This is a genomic window from Guptibacillus hwajinpoensis (genome assembly GCF_020171785.1).
GTDB lineage: Bacteria > Bacillota > Bacilli > Bacillales > Guptibacillaceae > Guptibacillus > Guptibacillus sedimenti.
In genome coordinates this window covers 1-21,638 of record NZ_JAIVAE010000001.1, presented here as the reverse complement: position 1 = coordinate 21,638, position 21,638 = coordinate 1, and the positions used below count along the sequence as shown (strand labels likewise).

Here is a 21,638-nt window from a genome sequence, read left to right as displayed (position 1 = left end):
GGCCATCACTGGCTTCATCCTTTTTTCGCTATGCATTTGTGACAAGATCAACAGGCTTCGACTCCGGTACAATCGGCTTCTTCACTTCTTCTTCACGTCCCGCTCGCTTAATGAAGAAAGCAAGTACAAACGCTAAACCTGCGATAAAGGTAGCGATAAAGAACGCAAAGTTAATACCTTCAAGCATCGCCTGCATCATAATTTGCTGTTGAAGCGTAGCTGGATCAACCCCACCCGCTACCGCTTCCTTCGCAAGATCGGTTGCAGCAGACTCCGTTCGGTTGGACATAATGGTTACGAGAAGCGCTGTTCCAATCGCACCAGCTACCTGGTTTAACGTATTGTTCATTGCGGTACCGTGCGGATAAAACCGAGCTGGCAGTTGATTTAACCCGTTCGTTGATACTGGCATCATCACCATCGACATCCCGAACATGCGTATGGCATGAAGAATCATAATGTAGTTATACGTGGTTTCCATCGACAGTGTACTAAACAGGTACGTCGTCACAACTGTAATTGCAAGACCAGTTGTTGCAAGAATACGCCCGCCAATTTTATCAAATAAACGACCCGTAATCGGTGACATAAAGGCCATCACGAGTGCTCCTGGCAGCATCATTAAACCGGCATCAAGCGGTGAAATGCCTCGAATTGTTTGTACGTAAATCGGAAGCAAAAGCATTCCTGAAAACATTGCCATGTTCACAACCATCGTAATGGAAGAAGAAAGAGCAAACATGGGATATTTAAAGATCGTAAAGTTTAGCATCGGTCGCTCTTGTTTCGACTGACGAATAATGAAAGTTGTCAGTGAGATAACCCCGATCCCGATAGTTAAATACACTTGTGGACTATCCCATCCTTTATTCCCTGCAGAACTAAAGCCGTATAGAATACCACCAAACCCCGCGCTTGATAAAAGAAGTGAAAACAAATCGAGTCGAATGTTTACCTTTTCTTTCTTATCTTTTAATAAGAAGAACCCAAGCAAGAAGATTGAAATCGCAATTGGCGTAACAAAGTGGAACAACATTCTCCAATCATATTGTTCGATAATCCACCCAGATAGCGTTGGACCAATCGCTGGCGCAGCCATTAGAATGAGTCCGAAAACACCCATCGCCGCTCCCCTTTTTTCAATCGGAAAGCTAACAAGCATCACGTTCATTAAGAGCGGCATCATAATGGCCGATCCTGAAGCCTGTAACATTCTCCCTCCAAGTAGGACAGGGAAAATCTCCGCCATTCCGGCAATCACTGTACCAAGCGTAAATAGTCCGATCGCCACAAGAAAGAGGCGGCGCACTGAATATTTTTCAATTAAAAAGGCCGTAGCTGGAATCATGATTCCGTTCACAAGCATAAAGCCTGTCGTAAGCCACTGCACCGTCGCGGTTTCAATTTGTAAATCCGCCATAATCGACGGTAGTGCAATATTAAGCAGCGTATTATTCAGAAATGCGATAAACGCGCCTATAATTAAAATCGCAAGAATACCGTACTTTGGACGAGGCGTCTCTTTACCTGATTGACTCATCTTTATACCCCCATATACCTTTAGTTCAATTATTTATACCATCGGTTCAAATCTCTCATATCATATACCATGAGTTCAACTTTTGCAATCATTATTTCTTCCCAATTTAAAAGGATTTGTTTCAATAATAAAAGTAAGGTATGATCAGGTTTATACCGGCAGTATAAAGGTAATGATAATGACTTAATACTATAACGAAGCAAAAGGTGATACGATGAACGATCGCAAACAGCACGTTATTAAGATGGCGCATCAGCTTTTCATTGAAAGAGGCTTTCAGTCTACTTCCATCCAGGACATTTTAGAGTTTAGCGGTATTTCAAAAGGAACGTTTTACAACTACTTTTCGTCCAAAAACGAACTGTTAATCGCGCTGTTTAAAGCACTTTATGAATCGATGGAGCGAAAGCGGGATGAACTGCTTATCGGTCAGGACCCATCAGACCTTACCATTTTTAAGAAACAAATTGAATTCCAAATGAATACAAATAAAAAAAACAAACTCATTACCCTGTTTGAGGAAGTGTTTGTTTCAAACGATGAAGACTTAAAACATTTCCTACGAGAAGGTCAGAAACGAATGCTTCGATGGGTTTACAACCGGTTTCTTGAGCTATTTGGCGAAGAAAAACAACCGTACTTATTAGATGGGGCGATCATGTTTTTGGGGATCCTTCACCATAATGTCAAGTATTATTCGATCGCAAATGGAGCAAGTGCAGATATTTATCCAGTCGTGGAATACAGCGTGGATCGGATGGTTACGATCGTGGAAGATGCTTCAATCGCAAATCAACAACTAAACAAGCCAGAGCAGATGGACGACTGGTTTCCCGAGGGTAACCAATTGTTTCACTCTAACCTCGTTAGTACCATTCGTTTATTAAAAGCTAATCTATCAGAATCAAATAATGAAGCAATTGAACGATTAGATTTTGTAAAGGACGAGCTTCTCCATTCCAAGAAATCTCGTAAGTTTCTTATCGAGAGCGTTCTTTGTTCGCTCAGAGATGATCCGAAACTTGACCAAACAACTGTTAATCAACTTGATGAGTTAATTAGCAACTATTTTAAGTAAAATAGAAAAAGGGCTCAGAAATGTCTAAGCCCTTTTCTTTGCTTCAGTTTCCACTCGGTCCATAAACTCCTGAACAACGTTCATTTGATCCTTCGGTCGACTTAACTTCAGCATGGCTCTCCCTACAAAATTCACGCCTTTATTTTGTCCCTCATAAATGAATTTCGTTTGGTTTTCACCCAATTTTTGGAGTGTAAAGCCAAGTGTGATTTCAAACGCCTTTCCTAAAACAAAGCATATCCGTTTCACTTTAAGCGTTTCGTTATCTTCATAAGCAAGCGTTTCAACCGTATACGTTTCTAATCTTTTTCCTTCACGATACGTTTGGCGATGCCTAGCCCCTACTTCATGCTCTTCTTTTTCAATTAACACATGCTCTTCAACCTTAGGCATAATCACTTTAATATGCTCGTCTTTAAATAATTCCCAAACCGTTTCGATCGGTGCTTCGATTACCTTTTCTTCCTGCCACTGTATCATTCGTTATCCCTCCCTGACCTAAGAAACTCATCAATCTCTGTTACTTGAAGGTGTAGTTCATTGATCTTATTTTCGATGTTCGCTTTTTTATCACGCAAAAGATCTTCTAAATGAGCAAATGACTCATCTTCCATCACAGCTTTCATTTCTTGTATGGTGAATCCAAAGCGCCGAAGCTTCCCTAATAAAAGCGCTAGAAAATAACTACCATCATCATAATAGCGATACTTATTAATCGGATCCATATAGGCTGGCTCTAACAAATTTACTTCTGCATAATAGCGAAGCGTTTCCTTGCTCAAACCCGTTAACGCAGCAAACTCACCGATTTTGTACATCATTACCTCCTACCTTCATGTTAAACGATTGGGTGCACCACCCGGTCAACCTTACGTTACTACTTTCTTCAAAAAAAGTCAGTCGTATCAAACAAAAAAGGGAACGCTCCTAATTAGCGTCCCCTTTTTGCTTATCTTATTTTTTTGTAATCGATACGCGCCCAACAGAACGATCTGTTGCTTCACCAGTTACTTTAAATTGAAGGCCATATTCAGGAACATTTCTTCCTGCATCCGGTACCGCTTCATTCAAATAGCTTTCATGATCGTTAAAGAACTTAACGAATTGATTTTTCTTATCTGTCATCGTGCGTCCATTAATATTACTGTAGTCAATGAACATTTTTTCATCTTTACGGAGACTGAACGCTGCATCATGGATTTGATAACGCGTTTGCGCTACAGTTCCATCACTCCAGTAAAGTTCATGCTGATCGGCATCGACTACGCCAAGGAAACCTTCCCCAGGATGGAAACCAGTCCAGTTATCGGAATACTTATTATCAGCATACCACACCACTAGACCTGGATCGTAAGACATGAGACTGTCACCACGACTAATGTGACCCAGTCCTTCATCAACACCCTGATGGTTTCTCCACTCAAGCAGGTAATAATGCTCGGAAACTTTTACCCCTGTATTCTTTGTAAAGCCATCAAGCTCCACTTTCGGTTCGCCTTCTGCATCATCAAAGAAAATTTCTTCGCCATCCGCCGTTACGCGAACATCATCCACATAGAAACCAGGGTTAATTGCCGCAGCATCCGTCCAGTAATTGATTTTCACCTGAATATCTTTACCAGCATAAGCACTTAAGCCAAATGACGCATCAATCCATCCATCTGATTTACCCGTAATGCCATCACCTGGATTACTATCGTGCGGGTTCGTTTGTGTTGTAATGTTACCAGGGATTGTACTCCAATTCTCTCCATCTTCACTCACTTGAATCGAACCATAATCCCAGTCTTCTTCAATGTCATACCATGTTTTGAACGTTAGCTCTGCAGAAGCAGCATTTGAGAGATCGACATTCATCACAGCTGAGTTGTCGAGATCATTGTCACTTCCACTGAAATACTCATAATCTCCACTGAATGGTTCGTTAATGACCGTTTCTTTATCTGGCAGGTTAATACGAAGCGCATCAAGGTTGGTCCCTTTCGTATTTGCCTGATCAAGGTAAACTTCTAAACCTTTTTTATCAATGTCCTCTAAATCTACTTCGTCATACTTCAACCAGTTTCCATCTTGAGAAGCTTGTAGAAACTCCTTCGACCATGCACTAAAACCAGTTGGTTCCGTTCCTGGGATCTTACCTGCCCAGCTACCGCTAGCCATAATCGACCAGTAAGAGACGGCTTCTCCTTCACCTGAATACTGTGTATCGTACTCATCAGGTAATCCTAGATCGTGACCATACTCATGCGCAAATACTCCAGCAGCGCCATCAGCAGGCTCGATTGTGTAGTCGTACGCATACATGGAACCTTCACCCCAGTAATCGACTTCCGGTTCTGGAGATCCTTCGATTGGGAATATTCCTCCAAGATTCCAACGGTGAGACCAGATTGCGTCAGGTCCAAGTTGACCTCCGCCTGCTTCTTCCCCAACAGCCGAGTGAACAACCATTAAGTGGTCCACCAAACCGTCCGGCTCACGGAAATCTCCGTCGCCATCGAGGTCATAACGATCTTCCTGATCATAGTCTTCAAGATTCACATTTGGATCTTGAGCAGCTGCCGTAAGAGCTTCCTTCACAAGTCCACGTGCGTTCTTATCACTATCTTCAACAGTAGGGTAGTTCCCACCGTATTCAGCAGCGTTTTTAGATGCCATGTACCAACCAGCAACTTCACCATTCACGGTATAAGCACCATCGGTTTGCTCTTCATAGAATTGCTTCATGGAAACGAGATTTTCGCCATTAGGCCCTTCATATCCGTCTTCACCGAAGATCATATCTTGGTAATGTTCTTTCACATAATCCTCGTAGTACATATCAGATTCTTCCGGCTGGATACTGTTATGAGGAAAGTCTGGAAATTCAACGAGAAGAACAAGGACGTTATCCGATCGAACGTCTCCGTCATATTCTTCCTCAACGACCGGGGCAAGGTTTTTACCGCCGTTACTATAGTTCCCTTTCGCTTTATCTTTGTTGCCATTCTTTAATTTTTCTTTAATATCAGCTTCAACTTCAAGCTTTTCATCTTCTAACTCACCGCTAGAATCTTTTTCTTGAAGCGATTCTGATTTCTTTTTTAGAAAACTTTGTAATGCTTGTTCGGCATCCTCTGCTGAGGCATTCTTTGAGATTTTACCGGATTCTTTCAGCATCTCAATCAATTTCTCTTCATTTGCAATCGCGAGATCAAATGGTCCTTCCTTATGTACTGATTCTTTCTTCACCTCTTGTTTGACTGGAGTTGTGTCAGCTTGGACCGCTGCGCTTGCGCTAGGTGTTGAAAATGCACTTAGCGTTAACGCGGCGATCATTGCCATTGACAATACGTTTTTCCCCTTCAATTTCTCATTCCCCCTAAAAATGTTTTTTACAATAACTTTACAATGATCTCACTATATCCCTTTATCTGAAAAATTTGAATGATTCAAAAGTCACAATCTTCGGCAATTACTGCTAAAATAAACGTATTTTACTAGAAAAATGACAATCACCAACCAAAAGTCATAGTTCTAAAGTATCGAACTATGTCACTAATATTATTTTTTTTGCGATAACGCTTCGACACATTAAACTCAAAAAAACAAGGCTCAACGAAAATCGCTGCGCCTTGTTTTTTTGTTTATTATGGGGGAATATTAATTGGTTTCTCCATGAAGATCTTTCTGAATTTCCTTTTTCAAATCCTCGATATATTTTTCACTTGATTTATCATCGATCTCTGCAGATTTGGCTTTTTTCTTCAAATATTCTTCTAACACCTCTTGGATTTCTGCAGCACTAGCATTCTTCGGGATCTCGCCTGACTCCTTCAGCATTTCTATGATTTTCTCATCGTTTGCGATTATCTTAATCTGGGGAGAAAAATCACTCTCGGCTTCTGTTTCTCGACTCGTTTGCTCCGAATTTTGACTTAATGAGTTAGCGCCCTTCTCTACCATATTTCCACAGCCAGTTAGTAAAGCGGCAACCAATAGAATGAACAAGGTTTTCACAAGTTTCATGGAGTCTTTCTCCTTCCATTGATACGACCTTTCGTTACTAGACGAGATCATTCTAATAAAAGTTACAAAGGGGTCAGGCACGAGCCTGACCCCTCTACAACCAAAAATCCACCAATTGACGCTTTGGTGGGTTTTCTCATAAGTATTTCAAGTTTGTAGATAGAGGATAGAAATCCCTCTCTCTCCAATCACCATTCCACGACAATAATTGTTAATGGTAATAACAGAACAACCGCATTTACAACAATTCCGGCTACAGCTAGTTTTCTTTTCGATAAGCGATAGGCGATCACTCCAAGAACAATGCCGACCGCGCAGATAAGTATAGGGAAAAAGATCGGAAAGATTTCGATCGTAGTAAGTTCAATGGCTCCAGATAGGAAGCTTCCAGCTATAATTGCCGCAAGAAAGCCTGCCGCTATCGATACAATTGAAATAAATGTGCTACTTCCATTAATTGATGTAGGTGTTTTCGTCATCCTGTTTCTCTCCTTTGGTGTAACGCGTGTCTCTATTAACTTGTTACCCGAAACCAATTGGAGATAATCTTTCTAATGTTCCGATCCAGGCAAGAGCTGCATTTCTAATAGTTGTGCTTTCTCATTTAGTTCGTCATCCGCTTTCAACAACTGAAACAGGCCTCTCATCACAATTTCATCAGGATTTGATTTCCTGGATTCTTCAGAAATACGATCGGTCACTTCAAGATAGTAGTGCGACTGATCGAGCTGATGAATGCTTTCATAAAGACTTTTCCATGCGTTTTCTCTTTTTTCAAATGAAGTAAACGCTCCTTCGCGATCCATTCCAACAGAGAACGGGCGCATCATCTGATCATCGAGAAGGGGATTACTTTTTCCAGCGAGAAAATCTTTTGCTAGAATATCAATCTGCCTAACAATGTGTTTCCCAAGTTGCTCAGGTACTAGTTCATTTTCAGAAGAAATCATTAAGCCGGTATATGACGTGTAGATGGATTGCGTCATCCACATTAAATCCCATTTATACGGTGCAATCTCTTCTCCATATAACTCGATTAAATTTCTCTCTAACCAGCTAAACAAGCGACCTCTCATGCGATGCCCCATTCCTTCTAGCTTCTCACTACTTTGGGCCGACTCTCCTCGCATGTGCATTTTCATGTACGCTTTGTATTCTAATATACCTTCAAATTGAACTTGAAACTGTTTTGCGAACCGTTCATATGGGGGTAGATTCCCATCTAACCCCACGACAAAAGCCCGTTCAAATACAAGCTGTTGGTAATGTTCATAAATCGAAATGATTAAATCTTCTTTTGACGGAAAAAATGTATAAAGCGATCCCTTAGACACACCGACGCTATCCGCAATTTGTTGCATTGACGTGTGCGTATAGCCTTTCTCTGCGATCAACTCAACAGCCGCCTCTAATATTGCCTTTCGTTTATCCATATCGTTCACCTCGATGTCTTCTTTCAACAGAATACACTACTTCATGAGTGAAATGATAGTCACAGTGTGTCCTGTAACAAGAGTGATCTTGGTATTTATTAACAGAATCTTGCTGGATCATACGTCAGACACCATTTCTGTTTAAAATCCATTTTCAAGCACACTCATTTCTTGACTTCTTCATTTACATCCGTAAAAATGACTATTGAGTCAAACACATTAAAACTTTATATTTCAACAAATATGGGGTATAAATGACATCAGATTGACCGACCAGTCGAAAACGAACAGAGGAGGCTCTTCTATGCTGAAATGGATTTTACAACGCTCCAAGCTTTTCATTATCTTTATCCTATTATTCGTCATTGTTGGAGTGTTTACATTTATTCAACTTCCACAACGCGAAATTCCAGAAACAACGGTGAATATCGGAACGATTAGCACGGTTTATCCTGGTGCCACGGTGGATACGGTTGAACGATCAATCACGAACCCAATCGAGTCATCACTTAGTTCGATCGATGGGATTGCAGAAGTCACATCATCTTCTGCAGCTGGCTTTTCAAATATTGTGGTTGAAGTCGCAGAAGGCGAAAGTAAAAAAGAAGTATTTGGTGACGTTCGCCAGGCCGTTTCCGATGCCTCTACTTCTTTCCCAGAAGAAGCTTTCGAACCAGATGTGAACGAATCAACGGCGAAAATGCCGATCGTTTCCTATCATTTAACAAGCGATAACCGCGACAACCTCTTCTCCCTACAGGAAGAGTTAAACCGCTGGAAAGAGGAAGTAGAAGAATTATCAGGCGTTTCTGGCGTAACAATCAAAGGCCTGCCTGAAGAACAAATTTTAATTGAATTAAAGCAAGATGATCTAAAGGATTCTGGACTGAATGTAACCGACGTTCAAAGTGCGATTAACAATGAGTACTACCCAACGCCTTTAGGAAAACAGGAAATGAATGATAAAGTCGTTCAGCTTTCTGTCGAAAATTATGACTCTCTTGACGAGATGGAAGAGCTGTTTGTTGGGAAAAACCCTGATGGCGACGCGGTTTACTTAAAAGATATCGCGACAGTCGAAGTGAGTCCAAAAGAACTTGAAGATATCATTACATTTGAAGGAAAGCCTTCCGTATCCTTCACGGCTTATGTTAAATCAGGTGAGGACATTCCTACTGTTGATGAGCGTGTAAGTGATAAGGTGGATGAATTATCAGAAGGTCTCCCTTCTAACGTTGAACTTGAGCCTTATTACTCACAAGCCTCGATCGTAACGGATATTTTTGATGGCTTGTTCTTATCACTAGCGATTTCTGTTCTAGCCGTTATTGTAGCAACGTCCCTTGGACTTTCTGGATCTGGTGCAATTGTTGTTGCACTAGCAGTGCCAATCTCTGTCCTTATGGGCTTTATCCCTCTGCCGTTCGCTGATGTGGACCTTAACCAGATTTCCGTAATCGGGTTAATCATCGCACTCGGGATTATCGTCGATGACTCGATCGTAATCAACGATAACATCCAGCGAAGATACAAACTTGGTGACAAAGGTATGATGGGAGCTGTGAATGGCGTTAAAGAGATTTGGGTTTCGATCGTCACCTCTTCTCTTGCGATTGTCTTTACGTTCCTTCCTCTTATCTTCTTATCAGGTGGAAACGGAGCCTTTATTCGTGCCTTGCCTACGGTATTGATTACAACGATCATTGCATCAACGCTTGTCGCACTAATCTTTGTACCGATTTTACGCTACTTCTTAAGCAAACGATCGAAGAAGCCAATGTCAGATGCACCAGGGTTATTAGGAAAACCGCTAAATAAACTAGCTGATGTTTATGCCGATAAGCTTCTAAAGAATTTTTCTAAAAAACCGATCCTTGTTTCTATTCTTGGCCTAGTTCTTACAACCGCCATTTTTGGATTAGTTGTGTTAACACCGTTTGAATTCTTCCCGACAGCAGATAAGGAAGAAGTAACGGTAGATATTACCCTACCAATTGGAACCCCAATTGAGGAAACGCACGATACGCTTCAAGAAATTGAAGACAGATTAAAAACAGATGACGGCGTTTATGAAACAAGCGTCTTTACTGGGACAGGTACGCCGGGACTCTTTAATAGTTCCCTAACGAGCACCGGTGAAAATACTGGCCAAATCGTCGCTCGCGTTGATCGTGAGAACCAAACGACGCAAGGTCTCATAGACGATTGGACAGATAAATTAAGAAATGAATATCCAGATGCAGAGATCTTTATGGAAACGATCCAGCAGGGTCCTCCAGCAGGTGCACCTGTGACCGTCACCGTCTCTGGACCAGAAATTGATAAACTAATTGAACTTCGAGATAACTTAAAAAATGAAATTGAAGGACTTGAAACAGATCTTGTCGTTGATGACGTAGGTGACTTTGAACCTTCAGTTGAATACGTTCCAGATCGTGATGCCCTTGAAGAAAACGGCATTACAGTGAATCAGGTTAGTCAGCAAATTCGTCTCGCAACAGCGGGCATTCCACTAAAAGCATTTGATAACGGCGTTGTGAAACGTGACATGAACATCGTGCTTGAAGGAAGCGAAGATGAAGTTGATCTCTCAAGCCTTGAGCTACCGGCCGCATCTGCAGGCGGACCTCCTGAACTGATTTCGTTAGACGAGCTTGTCACAACAGAAGAAAGTGAACAAATTCAAAAGATTCCTCACATTGATGGCGAACGCTCGATTACGCTTCGTGCCTTCCCTAAAGACGAGGAGAATTATAAAGAAAATGTAACGGAGATTGTGGAAGATCAACGTGATCAGCTTGATGATGCGGATTATAGCATCACACTTGGCGGTGAAAATGAAGCACAAAATGATTTCTTCGCGGAAATTACCGTTCTCTTCATTATTGTACTGTTCTTAGTGTATCTGTTAATCGCACTCCAATTTAATTCACTATCGCTACCGTTTCTTGTACTCGTTGCCGTATACCTTGCGATTGCAGGTGCCATCCTTGGTCTATTCGTAACGCAAACGCCAATTAGTTTCCTTGGTGTGATGGGAATGGTCTCACTCACCGGTATTGTGGTAAGGAACTCGGTTGTGCTTATTGAGTTTATTGAACAAGCCATTAAGAAAGGCATGGATGTGAAAGAAGCTGTTATTGAATCTGGACGTGTACGTCTGCGCCCAATTATTCTTACAGCCATCACATCAATCGTGGCCTTAATCCCAGTTGCTGTAAGTGGCGATGCCCTCTTTACACCACTTGCGGTTACGATTATATCAGGTATCCTCTTCTCAGCTGTCTTAACACTGATTATGGTGCCGATGCTTTACCTTGTTTTCTATCGATTTAGAAGAAAGAAACCAGCTCAAGAAGAGATGTAAAAAAAAACCGCTCAGAGGAACTCCTCTGAGCGGTTTTTTTGTATGAAAGAAAAAGAGCTACCGATCACCTTTTTTCATTTTTTTGCATGATCTTCATAAAAATACTGTAAAATCATATGAAAGGAGTGAACTATGAAACCTATTTTACACACCATTTTATTTCACTATTTAAAATTGATCTTACCAGCTTTTCTTTTTGTACTCGCTGCCATTCAAATCACGGCATTTCTATCAGACGTTCATATAAGTCTTCTATTAAATGAAGTAAGTCAGTTTAATATAGGAAAACTCTTTCTCGTGTTACTCATTACAATGGGGGCAGTTAGCCCAATGTTTTTATATGATTCTTTGATTTTGAAATCATTGCGAAAAACATTTCCAATGAAACAACTTCTTAAGCAATCGTTTATCGTGAACGCCGTTTCAAATTTGATTGGGTCTGGTGGTATCGTTAGCAGCATGCTTCGAAACTATTTTTATCAAACGGAGCAGGACGATCACAGTGAACTATCAAAGAGCATTGGAAATATGACTTACTTTTATTTAACTGGTCTATCTCTTCTTGCGCTAATCACGATGATCACTTACAGAGAAAACCCCTTACTAAAAGAAATTCCCTGGCTCTATTTGGTTGTGATCATCATTGGACTTTATTTACCCGTTCTCATCTTTTCTTTCTTGTGGAACAACTACAGGACGCGCTCTTTTGGCACGAAAACGAGACTTCAGCTCATTGCCGTATCATTCCTTGAGTGGACTTTTGCCTTTATTGCAATCTGGTTATTAGCAACAATGCTTGGCTTAAGCATTTCATTTCATGACCTTTTCCCACTCTTTGTGATCGCTGCATGTGTTGGCATTGTGAGTATGATTCCTGGAGGTCTCGGTTCATTCGATCTCACTTTCATCTGGGGCAGTCAGCTGATTGGCTTACAAAATGAAAAGGTGCTTTTCCTGCTCATTTTATTTCGCGTTGGTTACTTTTTCTTCCCATTTTTACTAGCGATGATTCTGTTCGTCAGAGACTATTGGGAAAAGTGGAATGCGAACTGGGATAACCTTCCGATCGCCCTCGTACAAAGACTGAGCCATGTACTCATCACTTTGTTAGTCTTTGTATCGGGGTTAATCCTACTCTTATCTGCTGCTTTACCCGGAATCATCGCCCGCCTAAAAATTCTCGAGGAAATGCACTCGATTCCATTTCTCGTTAACCTCTCTCACCAGCTTTCTGTCGGAGCCGGTTTTGCTTTACTCGGATTATCGAGAGGGATTGAATACAAAGTGAAACGAGCCTATTACCTGACAATTGTTGTCCTTTTCTGCGCGGCTGCATTTACATTTTCGAAAGGGATTGATTATGAGGAAGCCATATTCTTATTAATTGTTGCCTTCATTCTCTATCTATCAAGAACACGCTTTTATCGTGAAAGCTATGTGTTAACTTGGAGCAAAACGATTATTGATGCACTCGTTATTCTTTTCATTACGTCGATGTATGTCCTAATTGGGTACATGAGCTTGCCGTCATCAACGAACGCGATTCCGTCTCAAGTGTTGCCCTATCTGATTACGGATTACCACACGTTGTTTTACAGTGCATTAATCGGATTATTGATTGCGCTACTCGTCTTCCTTATTGGAAACGCGGTGATTAAACCTAAAAATCCAATCCAGAATTCCGAACCTAAGCATGATCCTCACATTCTCGAGCACTTATCAACCTATCGCGGCAATACGTTAACGCATTTAGTATTCTTACATGATAAATCGCTGTTCTGGAATGCCAAGCGTACGGTATTCCTAAGCTTTCAACAGTCGTCTGATAAACTTGTCGTCCTTGGTGATCCGGTTGGTGAGGAAAACGACTTTTCAACTGCAATTGATGAGTTTCAACAGCTTGCAGATATTCAAGGCTTTACGCCAGTCTTCTATGAAGTGAGCAATGACTTGCTTCCACTTTTACACGAAAAAGGGTTTGGCTTTTTTAAACTTGGTGAAGAAGCATTCGTTGACTTAGAGCAATTCACCTTATCCGGTAAGAGAATGAAGGCGCTGCGCGCAGTTAAAAACAAATTTGAACGTGAACATTATCTGTTTGAAATCGCAACACCTCCTCATAGTGAAGCCCTATTGAATAAACTAAAAAACGTATCGGATGAATGGCTACAAGGAAGGAATGAAAAGGGGTTTTCGTTAGGATTCTTTGACGTTGATTATTTGAATAAGTCGGAGATCGCCATCATGAAAGAAAATGATACGATTATCGCCTTTACGAGTCTTATGCCAGTCTACGATGGAAACAAAACCATTTCTGTCGATTTAATGCGCTTCATCCACGGTGCCCCGTCTGGCACAATGGACGTTATGTTTCTTTCCTTATTTGAATGGGCCAAAGCAGAAGGCTATCAGTCTTTTAACCTTGGCATGGCTCCACTTGCAAATGTGGGTCAATCCAAATTTTCTTTCCTAAGTGAACGAATCGCAGCCCAAATCTTCCTCCACGGCCATATCTTCTATCACTTCCAGGGCCTACGGAAGTTCAAAGGAAAATACGCTCACACCTGGGAACGCAAATACCTCGCCTATCGCAAAAAATCCTCCCTCCCTTTTACGATGGCGCAGGTCTCAAGGTTGATAAGTAAGAAGGGGAGTAAAGGTGGTAGTAAGGGGGGTCAGGTACGTGCCTGACCCCCCTTACAAACAACTGCCTCTCTACCACGGACAGCGGATTTATTTCGCTTAAACTTGAGATGGAACTTTAAAAAGCCACCGGATTTCCGGCAGCTTTTCATGTTAGCCAATAAAGGTGAGATTTGGCCAATATATTCAAATTTTAGCCAATATATTTCGGTTTTGGCCAATATCTTGAGAATTCGGCCAATAAACCACTCTTCGCCTCTTAATAAAGAGCATCCTTATTTTCAGTAATAAGGATTTTGAGTAGTAACACTTCGGTGTCTTCCTGAATCATTTGTTTCACATCATTCGGGTCACTTAAATCAACCGTCCTCATCTCGTTTGACGTTGTGCTCCGATACGCCGCTAATACTTTTTCTTCATCTAAGGTTAGCGGTACTTTTTTATCTTTAAACGCATATTCCCAAGTCGACATCGAACTATCTAAATTAGCTTTCTTATCGCTTTTTTGGGGATTTAATTTTATATCAGGTGCATATAAAAAGTACAATGGTTCATCTTTTTCTGAATGGATGATTCCGAATCCTACATGACCTTCATCTGTCTCATCTAAACTTTCACCATAAATAAGATCCACAACAGAATCATCATCTTTCTTCCCATCTTGATAGCGCTCAACCCAAAGCTTCACCCATCTTTCATCCGCATTTTGTACCTCAAGCTTAAAATCAAATAGGATACCAAGCGCTAACTCATCAAATGTCTTCACATATTCTGACTCAGGCGCTGGTTCTATTTCGGCCACCTTGTTTTCATTAGTAGAGCAACTCGAAAGAAGAACGGTTGCCAAAATGAATGAGAGCCACCATCTTTTCTTCACTTCTTCTCCTCCAATTTTAGTGTAGCTTCTAAAATGGCCTGGTACACCTCATTCCATCCCTTGTAGTAGGCTCCTACTTGATAGGGATCGACAAACATGCGATCCATTGATTCGTGTTCAGCCTCAAACGGTAGCACCTCTCTAATTTCCATTCGATAAAAAAGTTGATACCCCACTTTAGGATAAGCGCTCTGTTCGTTCCAGTTCGGATTTCCGCTATGATCGACCGTTAAAGAACCGATGAATTGACTTACGCCTTTCACATATCCCTCTTCCATCGCTTCACGCGCAAAACAAGCTTCAGGTAATTCCCCTGCTTCAATATGCCCTCCCGGAAAGTCCCAACCTCTTTGCTTCAAATTTACGAGAAGAAGTTGATTTCGATTGAAACAGAATCCATGAGCGCTTGTCACAATTCCATCTGGAGCGGTTTTGCCGTTCCAGCTTAACTTCACTTTCTGTGCACCCCATTGAACATATGCGATCGCCATACAATTCTACCCCCCAATAACCTACGCTACTTAACCTACCTCAACAAAAGTAACTCAAGATTCAATCACAATATCAGCCTTTTCTCCTGGTCGAACACTTTCCAAGTAATACTCCTCTGCCTTCCAGTAACGGTCTTCAAATTTCTTGATCTTTTTCTGTGTTCCAGCGGTTTCACGTTGAAATCGCACCGCTTTCGCACAATCTAAATAAAGCATTCGGTCAAAAGCTCCGCGCCATTCCTTTCGTTGGAGGAAAACACCTTCAATGATCACGATGTCTGCCACAAGGCTATCATTGTTAACAACACCTTGATCAAGCTTTACTCCGGTTTTCACTCTATCAAAAAGCTCTTCTTTTAGTTTCTTAATATCCCACTGCAAAAAATAGTATTCAAACCATTCCTCATGCCCCGTATCATAGCGTCTATTGCGCGGTTCTATGTAATCATCGATATGAAACGTAACCGTACGATATCCTAGCGACTTGAAATAATGCTCCAGTTTGGAGACAAAGGTCGTTTTACCTGAACGACTTAGCCCGTCAATCCCCAGCACAAAGGGTATTTTCAACGAATCTACAGGCAATATTTTTGTAAAATCCAAATTCGACATCTTCCATCGTAAGGGTGCGATGCTTTCCACTCCTTTCACTAATAGCTTTTCATTTAATTTTCGTGTCAATCACCGGGATCTTTTTGTATATAAAAAGATCCCCGCGAAGATCACTTTCCGGGATTTCTAATAAGGTCACCAATTTGACTATGGTACCTTCACCTATTGATGAAGGACTTTATCCCCTCCACCATGAGTGACAGCCCCCATCAATAGGGAAAATTTGGACGCTTAACAAAAAGCGCCCATCTTAAAATAATTCATCTCATCACTCCACCCTTACTTCCTATCCTTCGCCATCAAAAAATTTGTAATACAGCGTAACACCGCTAAAATAGATAGGCACTACGAGAACGATAAACACAACGCACTCTATTATTTTTTCGATACTGTAGACCTTTCTTTCTGAATCAATAAAATAGAACGCTAGAAAATGGATAAGCCACGATCCAAGAATGACCCATCCGAGTATGTGTAAAAACGTTTTGGCTTTCATTCCTAACCTCACTTACTTTTTAACCCTCGCAAAACTTATGTACAACCACCCCTTAAGAGGAGTGGCATCACTGTCTTTGTTCTTTAGCAACTCTTTATATGATTGTTAATCTCCATACACTTACTTTACCTCCACAACGACCGTTCCAAATAAATCACCGCCGACATACGCATCGAGTTCCCACGTTCCGCTTGAAGGAAGCTGCATGGAAGACGGGGTATGAGCATCTGCACCATTATGAGCACCTGCCAATTCATTTGTTTCAAAAACGACCACTTCTTCATTTGTATCCTGATTCGTACCGATCACTTTAAATCCACCATCTAGTTCATCATCAGTTCCCCAAAAATGCCACATATACTTGTTTGGCTGACCTGCTTTAAATGTTGCCGCTTCACCATAAATAAAGCCCAGTCTTCCTTCTTCTCCGATCAACGTATACGATCCAGATGTAAACGTATCACTAACTTCTAATTCACTTTCCTTTTGAACAACTTGTTGAGCCCCTGCCTCTTCTTTGGCATGACACCCCGCTAAAATAATGAGAAGCAGCGGCAAGATTTTCAGCCAATTTTTCATCCGTTTTCAGCTCCTCCTCTTCTCCCATTTCATGGATAAATTCACTAACCATACTCTTCGATAAAAGGGAATAAATTCCTGTCGGAGCGTTAGGGAATATGGGAAAAGAAAATTCTCGTGCTGAAAGCATTACTTTTTCTTTTTACGTAGGATAATGACTGTCGTTAAAACGATCAACAGTAAAAACAATCCTTCTTCCAAATCGTTCACCTCAGTTCATCTTTATTCGCATGAGTTGAGTAACCTGGAAAAGCAAAAGTTCTGATTCTAATAAAATATACGAATCAAAAGGCGATACGTTTCAAAATAAAGCCGCACTTACTTGAGTAAGTGCGGCTTTATTTTGATGGAATGATTTATGCGTACTTGTTTAGTACACCAGTAAGCTGATGCTGAATCTGGTTAACATCGTCTGTTGTTAACATAAACTGCACTTTGGATTCATCCGTTTCAAGCATTTCAGATAAGAACCCCGAAAAGCCTCGTGCTTTTCGATCGATCTCAAGGATCACGCGAATGTTGTCTTTTGAAACCGGCTGGAACACGGCTTCTAGCTCATCAAGGCGACTGCGAAACGCACCGTGTGTGGCGTGGAACTCAAATTCCTGAATAAACGGCAGTCGGCCAAAACCGTGAGCTTCTTCATTTTCAACCTCTCGAAGCTTAAAACCAAGTCCATCGACCGCTTGAAGGAAAGCATTGATATACGGATGAGGAGCAACCTGAATCATATCCTTATCTTGCGGATCCACAGCACTCTTAATATCAAGTCCAGTTTGGAGCCAAACTTTGCTCTTCCCTTTACTGATCGGAGCATCAAGCGGCAACGTAAACGAAAAAGAGAATTCTCTCTCATCATTTGGTTGAATCGTAAACTGATTCGCCACTGCGTGCCGCGCAATCTGAGCCGATTTTGTTACCGTGCTGTCATCTTTCTTTTGCACGTAAGTTGTGTGAAGGGACAGATCGATCTTTTCAATCGTTTGTTCAACGCTGCCTGCTCTTATTTTAATCACACCATCGACTGTTTCACCTGGAACGAGCACATTCCGATTCAAAATCGTATCAACTTCTGAACTTCCAACACCTACACGCGCCATCATTTTCTTCATAAATGACATTGGTCACCGCTCCTTTGATTGTGTGTATTTTCTTAAGAAATAGATTTCGTCAGGGAAGTGGAGATTCCTGCTGAGGCAAGGAGGGGTCAGGCTCGAGCCTGACCCCTCCTGTGGACATTTATATGCGCTTCACAAACACAACGCGCTCTTCTCCAGGCCCGTCGTAATTTGAGTGCACCGCAATTCCATTTACGACACGGTTACCACCTCCAATTTCAAACCCCATTCGAATGTGGTAAGCAATTGAATTCTTATTTACTGGAGAGGTAACGCACCGCACCAAATTACGGCCATACATTTTCATCGTTTGAAAGAAAGACTCATAGAGTTGGCGTCCAATGTGACTGCCACGATACGTAGGGTGGACACCAACAAAATGAATATACCCTTCCTGTAGATGCGATTGAGAAAGAAAACCTATCAGAAAACCTATAATTTCTCCGTCCTGTTCGGCCACAAAACTCGTATTCGTAAAGTGATCAAAAAACAATTTAGGTAGTTTGTCTGCCATCTGTCTACCATCCCACCATTCATTGATTTGTGGCGCAATGACATAGTAGTCTGACTGCTTTACATGTCGAATGTTCATAAAACCCTCCAATCTTCTGAGTTATTACGTCTTCCTTACGCTTCTTCGTCTATGTATCCCGCTCTACTCTCAATTATTTCAAATTATCACCTAATCCTCAATCACTTCTTTACTCTTTTAACGTATCGGGGGTCAGGTACGTACCTGACCCCCATTAAACACATTTGTATGCTGGTGGTGGTTCTGCAATGAATCAAGGCTGCTAGAATTGAAATCTTTGAACAACTTCGCAACCGTTCTTAAAAGAAAAGATGGCGAGACAGAAATGCACCTGCCTCGCCATCTTCTATTTATCCGCTACTATTAAACCTAATAACTTCGCAAATCCAATCGCCTGTTCCTGTGAAACGATACAACCTTCAAGCGTTTCAAAATCCACGTGAAGCCTCTCGAAATAGCATGTACTAATATCGACACCATTTAACCGCGATTGCACAAAGTTCACCTCATTAAGATCGCACTGATCGAATGCCGTTTTCGTAAACTGGCAGCCGTGGTAGTTTGCATTCTGTAGAGAAGTGGATTTAAACTCCACCTGTTTTAAGCGCGTATCCACGAAACTACTGAAATGCGCACGGCTATTTTCAAATAGAACGTTTCCGAGATTTGCTTCAGTAAAATCTGTTCCCATGAGTTTGCAATCAAGAAATTTCACACGATGAATGATGCCTTCATTGAAGTTCACATTTGAAAGATTGCAGTTATCAAAGATCACATCCGTTAAATCTACGCGAGGTAACATAGCATTTGTTAACGTCACATTTCGAAATACAACTTTTGAAACAATGGCCTGATCCAGTTCAATGTCTTCGATTGTTTCTCCCGTAATCTCACAATTCATTAATGTAAAATCGTCATCACTATAGATATCCCGAAAGCTTCCTTCTTCCAAAACTGCCGGCATTTTAGGAAGCGTTACTTTTACGTTTTTACTCATTTAAACACCCTTCACTGATTTCTCTAGAATCATAAAAAAGATACCACAAGGAAAGGTGTAAAGTGCAGTCTGTTATTTAGTAGGAAAGTGTGTACAACTGATCTGGTGATTCATCCACCTGTATCACTTTCTTCAAATTCATTTTTATAAAACCATCTATAAAAACGTCTCGATATGTAATTCGTTATTCCAAGTGACACAAAACTATAGTACCACTTCCACTTGACATACTTAATGAGATTCGTATAGCGCTCCGCCAACACTTCGCCACCAGTTATCAAACCAACATGAAAAAGATAGTAAAGAAATTGAATAACCTTATTTCGTTTCTCAGGATAATTTAAATTAAAAATCGCACAGAACGAGGGATAAATGAAGTATTCAAATGTAAAGCTACTTTTATTTGATTTCTTCATAAAACGTACCGGATACTTAATCAAACCTTTCTCGACAACCCATAACCCTAAAAACCAGGTAATAAATTGCTTGAAAAACATAACGACAATCACATGTCTAATTTTAGTTTTTGGAACAAAGCGATATAATAACACACCAGTGACAATCCAAATGACGTAGAGTAGTCCACGATCTTTTGACACCATCCATAACCTCCTCTATCCTAATACTGTTTCCGAAAATAAGGCTTCCATACATGAAAATTCAATTATATTCACGACCTTCCTACTTAGTGTGCGCTCTCAAAAGACAATTGTCTTTTGAGGGGGTCAGGTACGAACCTGACCCCCATCTCCACCCTCTCCCGTTTAATTCTCCACAAAAAGTGGTACAATCAATACATGAACACATAATCATATATAACTTACACGCCATACAGACTGGAGGCATCACGTTGGGACAAAACCATTCTCATGACCATGGACATACACATTCCGCTAACAAAAAAGCGCTCTTTATTAGTTTCCTACTCATTTCGTCTTTTATGATTCTTGAGGTAATTGGAGGATTTGTAACAAATAGTCTCGCCCTCTTATCAGATGCTGGACACATGCTTAGCGATGCAGTTGCACTTGGCATGAGTCTACTTGCATTTAAACTTGGAGAAAAGGCATCGAATCAGGACAAAACCTATGGATACAAACGATTTGAAATTTTAGCAGCTTTTTTAAACGGTCTTGCACTAATCGCAATTTCTTTCTATATTCTATGGGAATCTATTAATCGATTTATCGATCCACCTGATGTAGCAAGTACTGGAATGTTGATCATTGCAACAATCGGTTTTATCGTAAACGTACTAGTGGCATGGATCTTAATGAAAGGTGATACATCAGAGAACCTAAATTTACGTAGTGCTTTTCTACACGTACTAGGAGATTTACTAGGATCAATTGGTGCGATTATCGCAGCCTTGCTCATCATGTTCGCTGGGTGGAACTACGCAGACCCAATCGCAAGCTCCATCGTAGCTGTCCTAGTTTTAATCAGCGGGCTTCGAGTTACAAAAGATTCCTTCCACGTCTTAATGGAAGGAACACCTTCAAATATTGATCTAGAAGAAGTGAAGAAAATGTTAACTGGTTTAGATGGTGTTCATTCGATCCACGACGTGCATATTTGGAACATCACTTCTGACTTTCCTGCTTTCACATGTCATTTAGTCGTCAATAAAGGTTGTGACCGTGATCAACTTCTCCAACTCGCCAATCAACAACTACATGATCAGTTTGAGCTTAGTCACACCACCATTCAAATGGAATGCGATACATCAGACATAAAGAATCAAGAAAATAACTGCAATTAAAAAAGAGAGGGGGTCAGGCACGTGCCAGAGGACGTCTTCTTTCCTAATCACTTCTTCATACTTTTCCCACATCATTTCAAGATCAGACTTTGCAGAATCCGCTTT

Annotated in this window: 20 protein-coding genes; 4 read left to right on the top strand and 16 right to left on the bottom strand. The window is 41.0% G+C overall.

Annotation, left to right across the window (positions count from 1 at the left end; genetic code table 11):
• Window positions 1-28 precede the first annotated feature (28 nt).
• Window positions 29-1,540: an MDR family MFS transporter gene (locus LCL91_RS00100; RefSeq protein ID WP_224878867.1), complete on the bottom strand. Its 1,512-nt coding sequence runs from the start codon at window positions 1,538-1,540 to the stop codon at window positions 29-31.
• 214 nt (window positions 1,541-1,754) lie between these two features.
• Between LCL91_RS00100 and LCL91_RS00095 the strand changes: the two genes are divergently transcribed.
• Complete coding sequence (locus tag LCL91_RS00095; RefSeq protein WP_224878865.1) at window positions 1,755-2,618, top strand: TetR/AcrR family transcriptional regulator; 864 nt, start codon at window positions 1,755-1,757, stop codon at window positions 2,616-2,618.
• A 24-nt stretch (window positions 2,619-2,642) separates the two neighbouring features.
• Here LCL91_RS00095 and LCL91_RS00090 read toward each other — a convergent pair whose 3' ends face one another.
• From LCL91_RS00090 to LCL91_RS00065, 6 genes are all read right to left on the bottom strand, one after another.
• Window positions 2,643-3,098, bottom strand: a complete 456-nt coding sequence (locus LCL91_RS00090; protein ID WP_224878863.1) for an SRPBCC family protein — start codon at window positions 3,096-3,098, stop codon at window positions 2,643-2,645.
• Entirely contained in the window at window positions 3,095-3,436 is a 342-nt protein-coding gene (locus tag LCL91_RS00085) for a MerR family transcriptional regulator (protein WP_224878861.1), read from the bottom strand. The genes LCL91_RS00090 and LCL91_RS00085 overlap by 4 nt, the downstream gene beginning before the upstream one ends.
• Window positions 3,437-3,572: 136 nt before the next feature.
• Window positions 3,573-5,942, bottom strand: coding sequence for an immune inhibitor A domain-containing protein (locus tag LCL91_RS00080; RefSeq protein ID WP_425589643.1), 2,370 nt, complete (start codon window positions 5,940-5,942; stop codon window positions 3,573-3,575).
• A gap of 318 nt (window positions 5,943-6,260) precedes the next feature.
• Window positions 6,261-6,626 (bottom strand): hypothetical protein, encoded by a 366-nt coding sequence (locus tag LCL91_RS00075; RefSeq protein WP_224878857.1) that lies wholly within the window; start codon window positions 6,624-6,626, stop codon window positions 6,261-6,263.
• Window positions 6,627-6,814: 188 nt separating this feature from the next.
• Entirely contained in the window at window positions 6,815-7,105 is a 291-nt protein-coding gene (locus tag LCL91_RS00070; protein ID WP_224878855.1) for a hypothetical protein, read from the bottom strand.
• A gap of 72 nt (window positions 7,106-7,177) precedes the next feature.
• Window positions 7,178-8,059: a TetR/AcrR family transcriptional regulator gene (locus tag LCL91_RS00065; RefSeq protein WP_224878853.1), complete on the bottom strand. Its 882-nt coding sequence runs from the start codon at window positions 8,057-8,059 to the stop codon at window positions 7,178-7,180.
• Between the two features lie 304 nt (window positions 8,060-8,363).
• On the opposite strand from LCL91_RS00065, the gene LCL91_RS00060 reads away from it, so the two are divergent.
• Both LCL91_RS00060 and mprF read left to right on the top strand, forming a co-directional pair.
• Window positions 8,364-11,426, top strand: a complete 3,063-nt coding sequence (locus tag LCL91_RS00060; RefSeq protein WP_224878851.1) for an efflux RND transporter permease subunit — start codon at window positions 8,364-8,366, stop codon at window positions 11,424-11,426.
• Window positions 11,427-11,558: 132 nt separating this feature from the next.
• Complete coding sequence (gene mprF / locus LCL91_RS00055) at window positions 11,559-14,117, top strand: bifunctional lysylphosphatidylglycerol flippase/synthetase MprF (protein WP_224878849.1); 2,559 nt, start codon at window positions 11,559-11,561, stop codon at window positions 14,115-14,117.
• Window positions 14,118-14,328: 211 nt separating this feature from the next.
• Here the strand turns inward: mprF and LCL91_RS00050 are convergent, their stop codons facing one another.
• The 9 genes from LCL91_RS00050 to LCL91_RS00010 all read right to left on the bottom strand — a co-directional run bounded on the left by LCL91_RS00050 (window position 14,329) and on the right by LCL91_RS00010 (window position 20,373).
• On the bottom strand, window positions 14,329-14,946 hold the full coding sequence (locus LCL91_RS00050) for a hypothetical protein (RefSeq protein WP_224878847.1): 618 nt from the start codon (window positions 14,944-14,946) through the stop codon (window positions 14,329-14,331).
• The gene (locus tag LCL91_RS00045; RefSeq protein ID WP_224878845.1) at window positions 14,943-15,437 is read right to left on the bottom strand and encodes an NUDIX hydrolase; all 495 of its coding nucleotides are present in this window, start codon (window positions 15,435-15,437) and stop codon (window positions 14,943-14,945) included. The genes LCL91_RS00050 and LCL91_RS00045 overlap by 4 nt, the downstream gene beginning before the upstream one ends.
• 54 nt (window positions 15,438-15,491) lie before the next feature.
• A complete protein-coding gene (locus tag LCL91_RS00040; protein ID WP_224878843.1) occupies window positions 15,492-16,040 on the bottom strand; it encodes a hypothetical protein in 549 nt (182 codons plus the stop codon).
• Between the two features lie 295 nt (window positions 16,041-16,335).
• On the bottom strand, window positions 16,336-16,545 hold the full coding sequence (locus tag LCL91_RS00035) for a hypothetical protein (RefSeq protein ID WP_224878841.1): 210 nt from the start codon (window positions 16,543-16,545) through the stop codon (window positions 16,336-16,338).
• A gap of 120 nt (window positions 16,546-16,665) precedes the next feature.
• On the bottom strand, window positions 16,666-17,124 hold the full coding sequence (locus tag LCL91_RS00030; RefSeq protein ID WP_224878838.1) for a DUF4871 domain-containing protein: 459 nt from the start codon (window positions 17,122-17,124) through the stop codon (window positions 16,666-16,668).
• Between the two features lie 356 nt (window positions 17,125-17,480).
• A complete protein-coding gene (locus LCL91_RS00025) occupies window positions 17,481-18,245 on the bottom strand; it encodes a sporulation protein (RefSeq protein WP_224878836.1) in 765 nt (254 codons plus the stop codon).
• A gap of 118 nt (window positions 18,246-18,363) precedes the next feature.
• Entirely contained in the window at window positions 18,364-18,834 is a 471-nt protein-coding gene (locus LCL91_RS00020; RefSeq protein WP_224878834.1) for a GNAT family N-acetyltransferase, read from the bottom strand.
• A 286-nt stretch (window positions 18,835-19,120) separates the two neighbouring features.
• Entirely contained in the window at window positions 19,121-19,771 is a 651-nt protein-coding gene (locus tag LCL91_RS00015; RefSeq protein WP_224878831.1) for a pentapeptide repeat-containing protein, read from the bottom strand.
• Between the two features lie 110 nt (window positions 19,772-19,881).
• On the bottom strand, window positions 19,882-20,373 hold the full coding sequence (locus LCL91_RS00010; protein WP_224878830.1) for a CBO0543 family protein: 492 nt from the start codon (window positions 20,371-20,373) through the stop codon (window positions 19,882-19,884).
• Window positions 20,374-20,621: 248 nt separating this feature from the next.
• Between LCL91_RS00010 and LCL91_RS00005 the strand changes: the two genes are divergently transcribed.
• Window positions 20,622-21,533 (top strand): cation diffusion facilitator family transporter, encoded by a 912-nt coding sequence (locus LCL91_RS00005; protein ID WP_224878828.1) that lies wholly within the window; start codon window positions 20,622-20,624, stop codon window positions 21,531-21,533.
• Window positions 21,534-21,638: the final 105 nt, after the last annotated feature.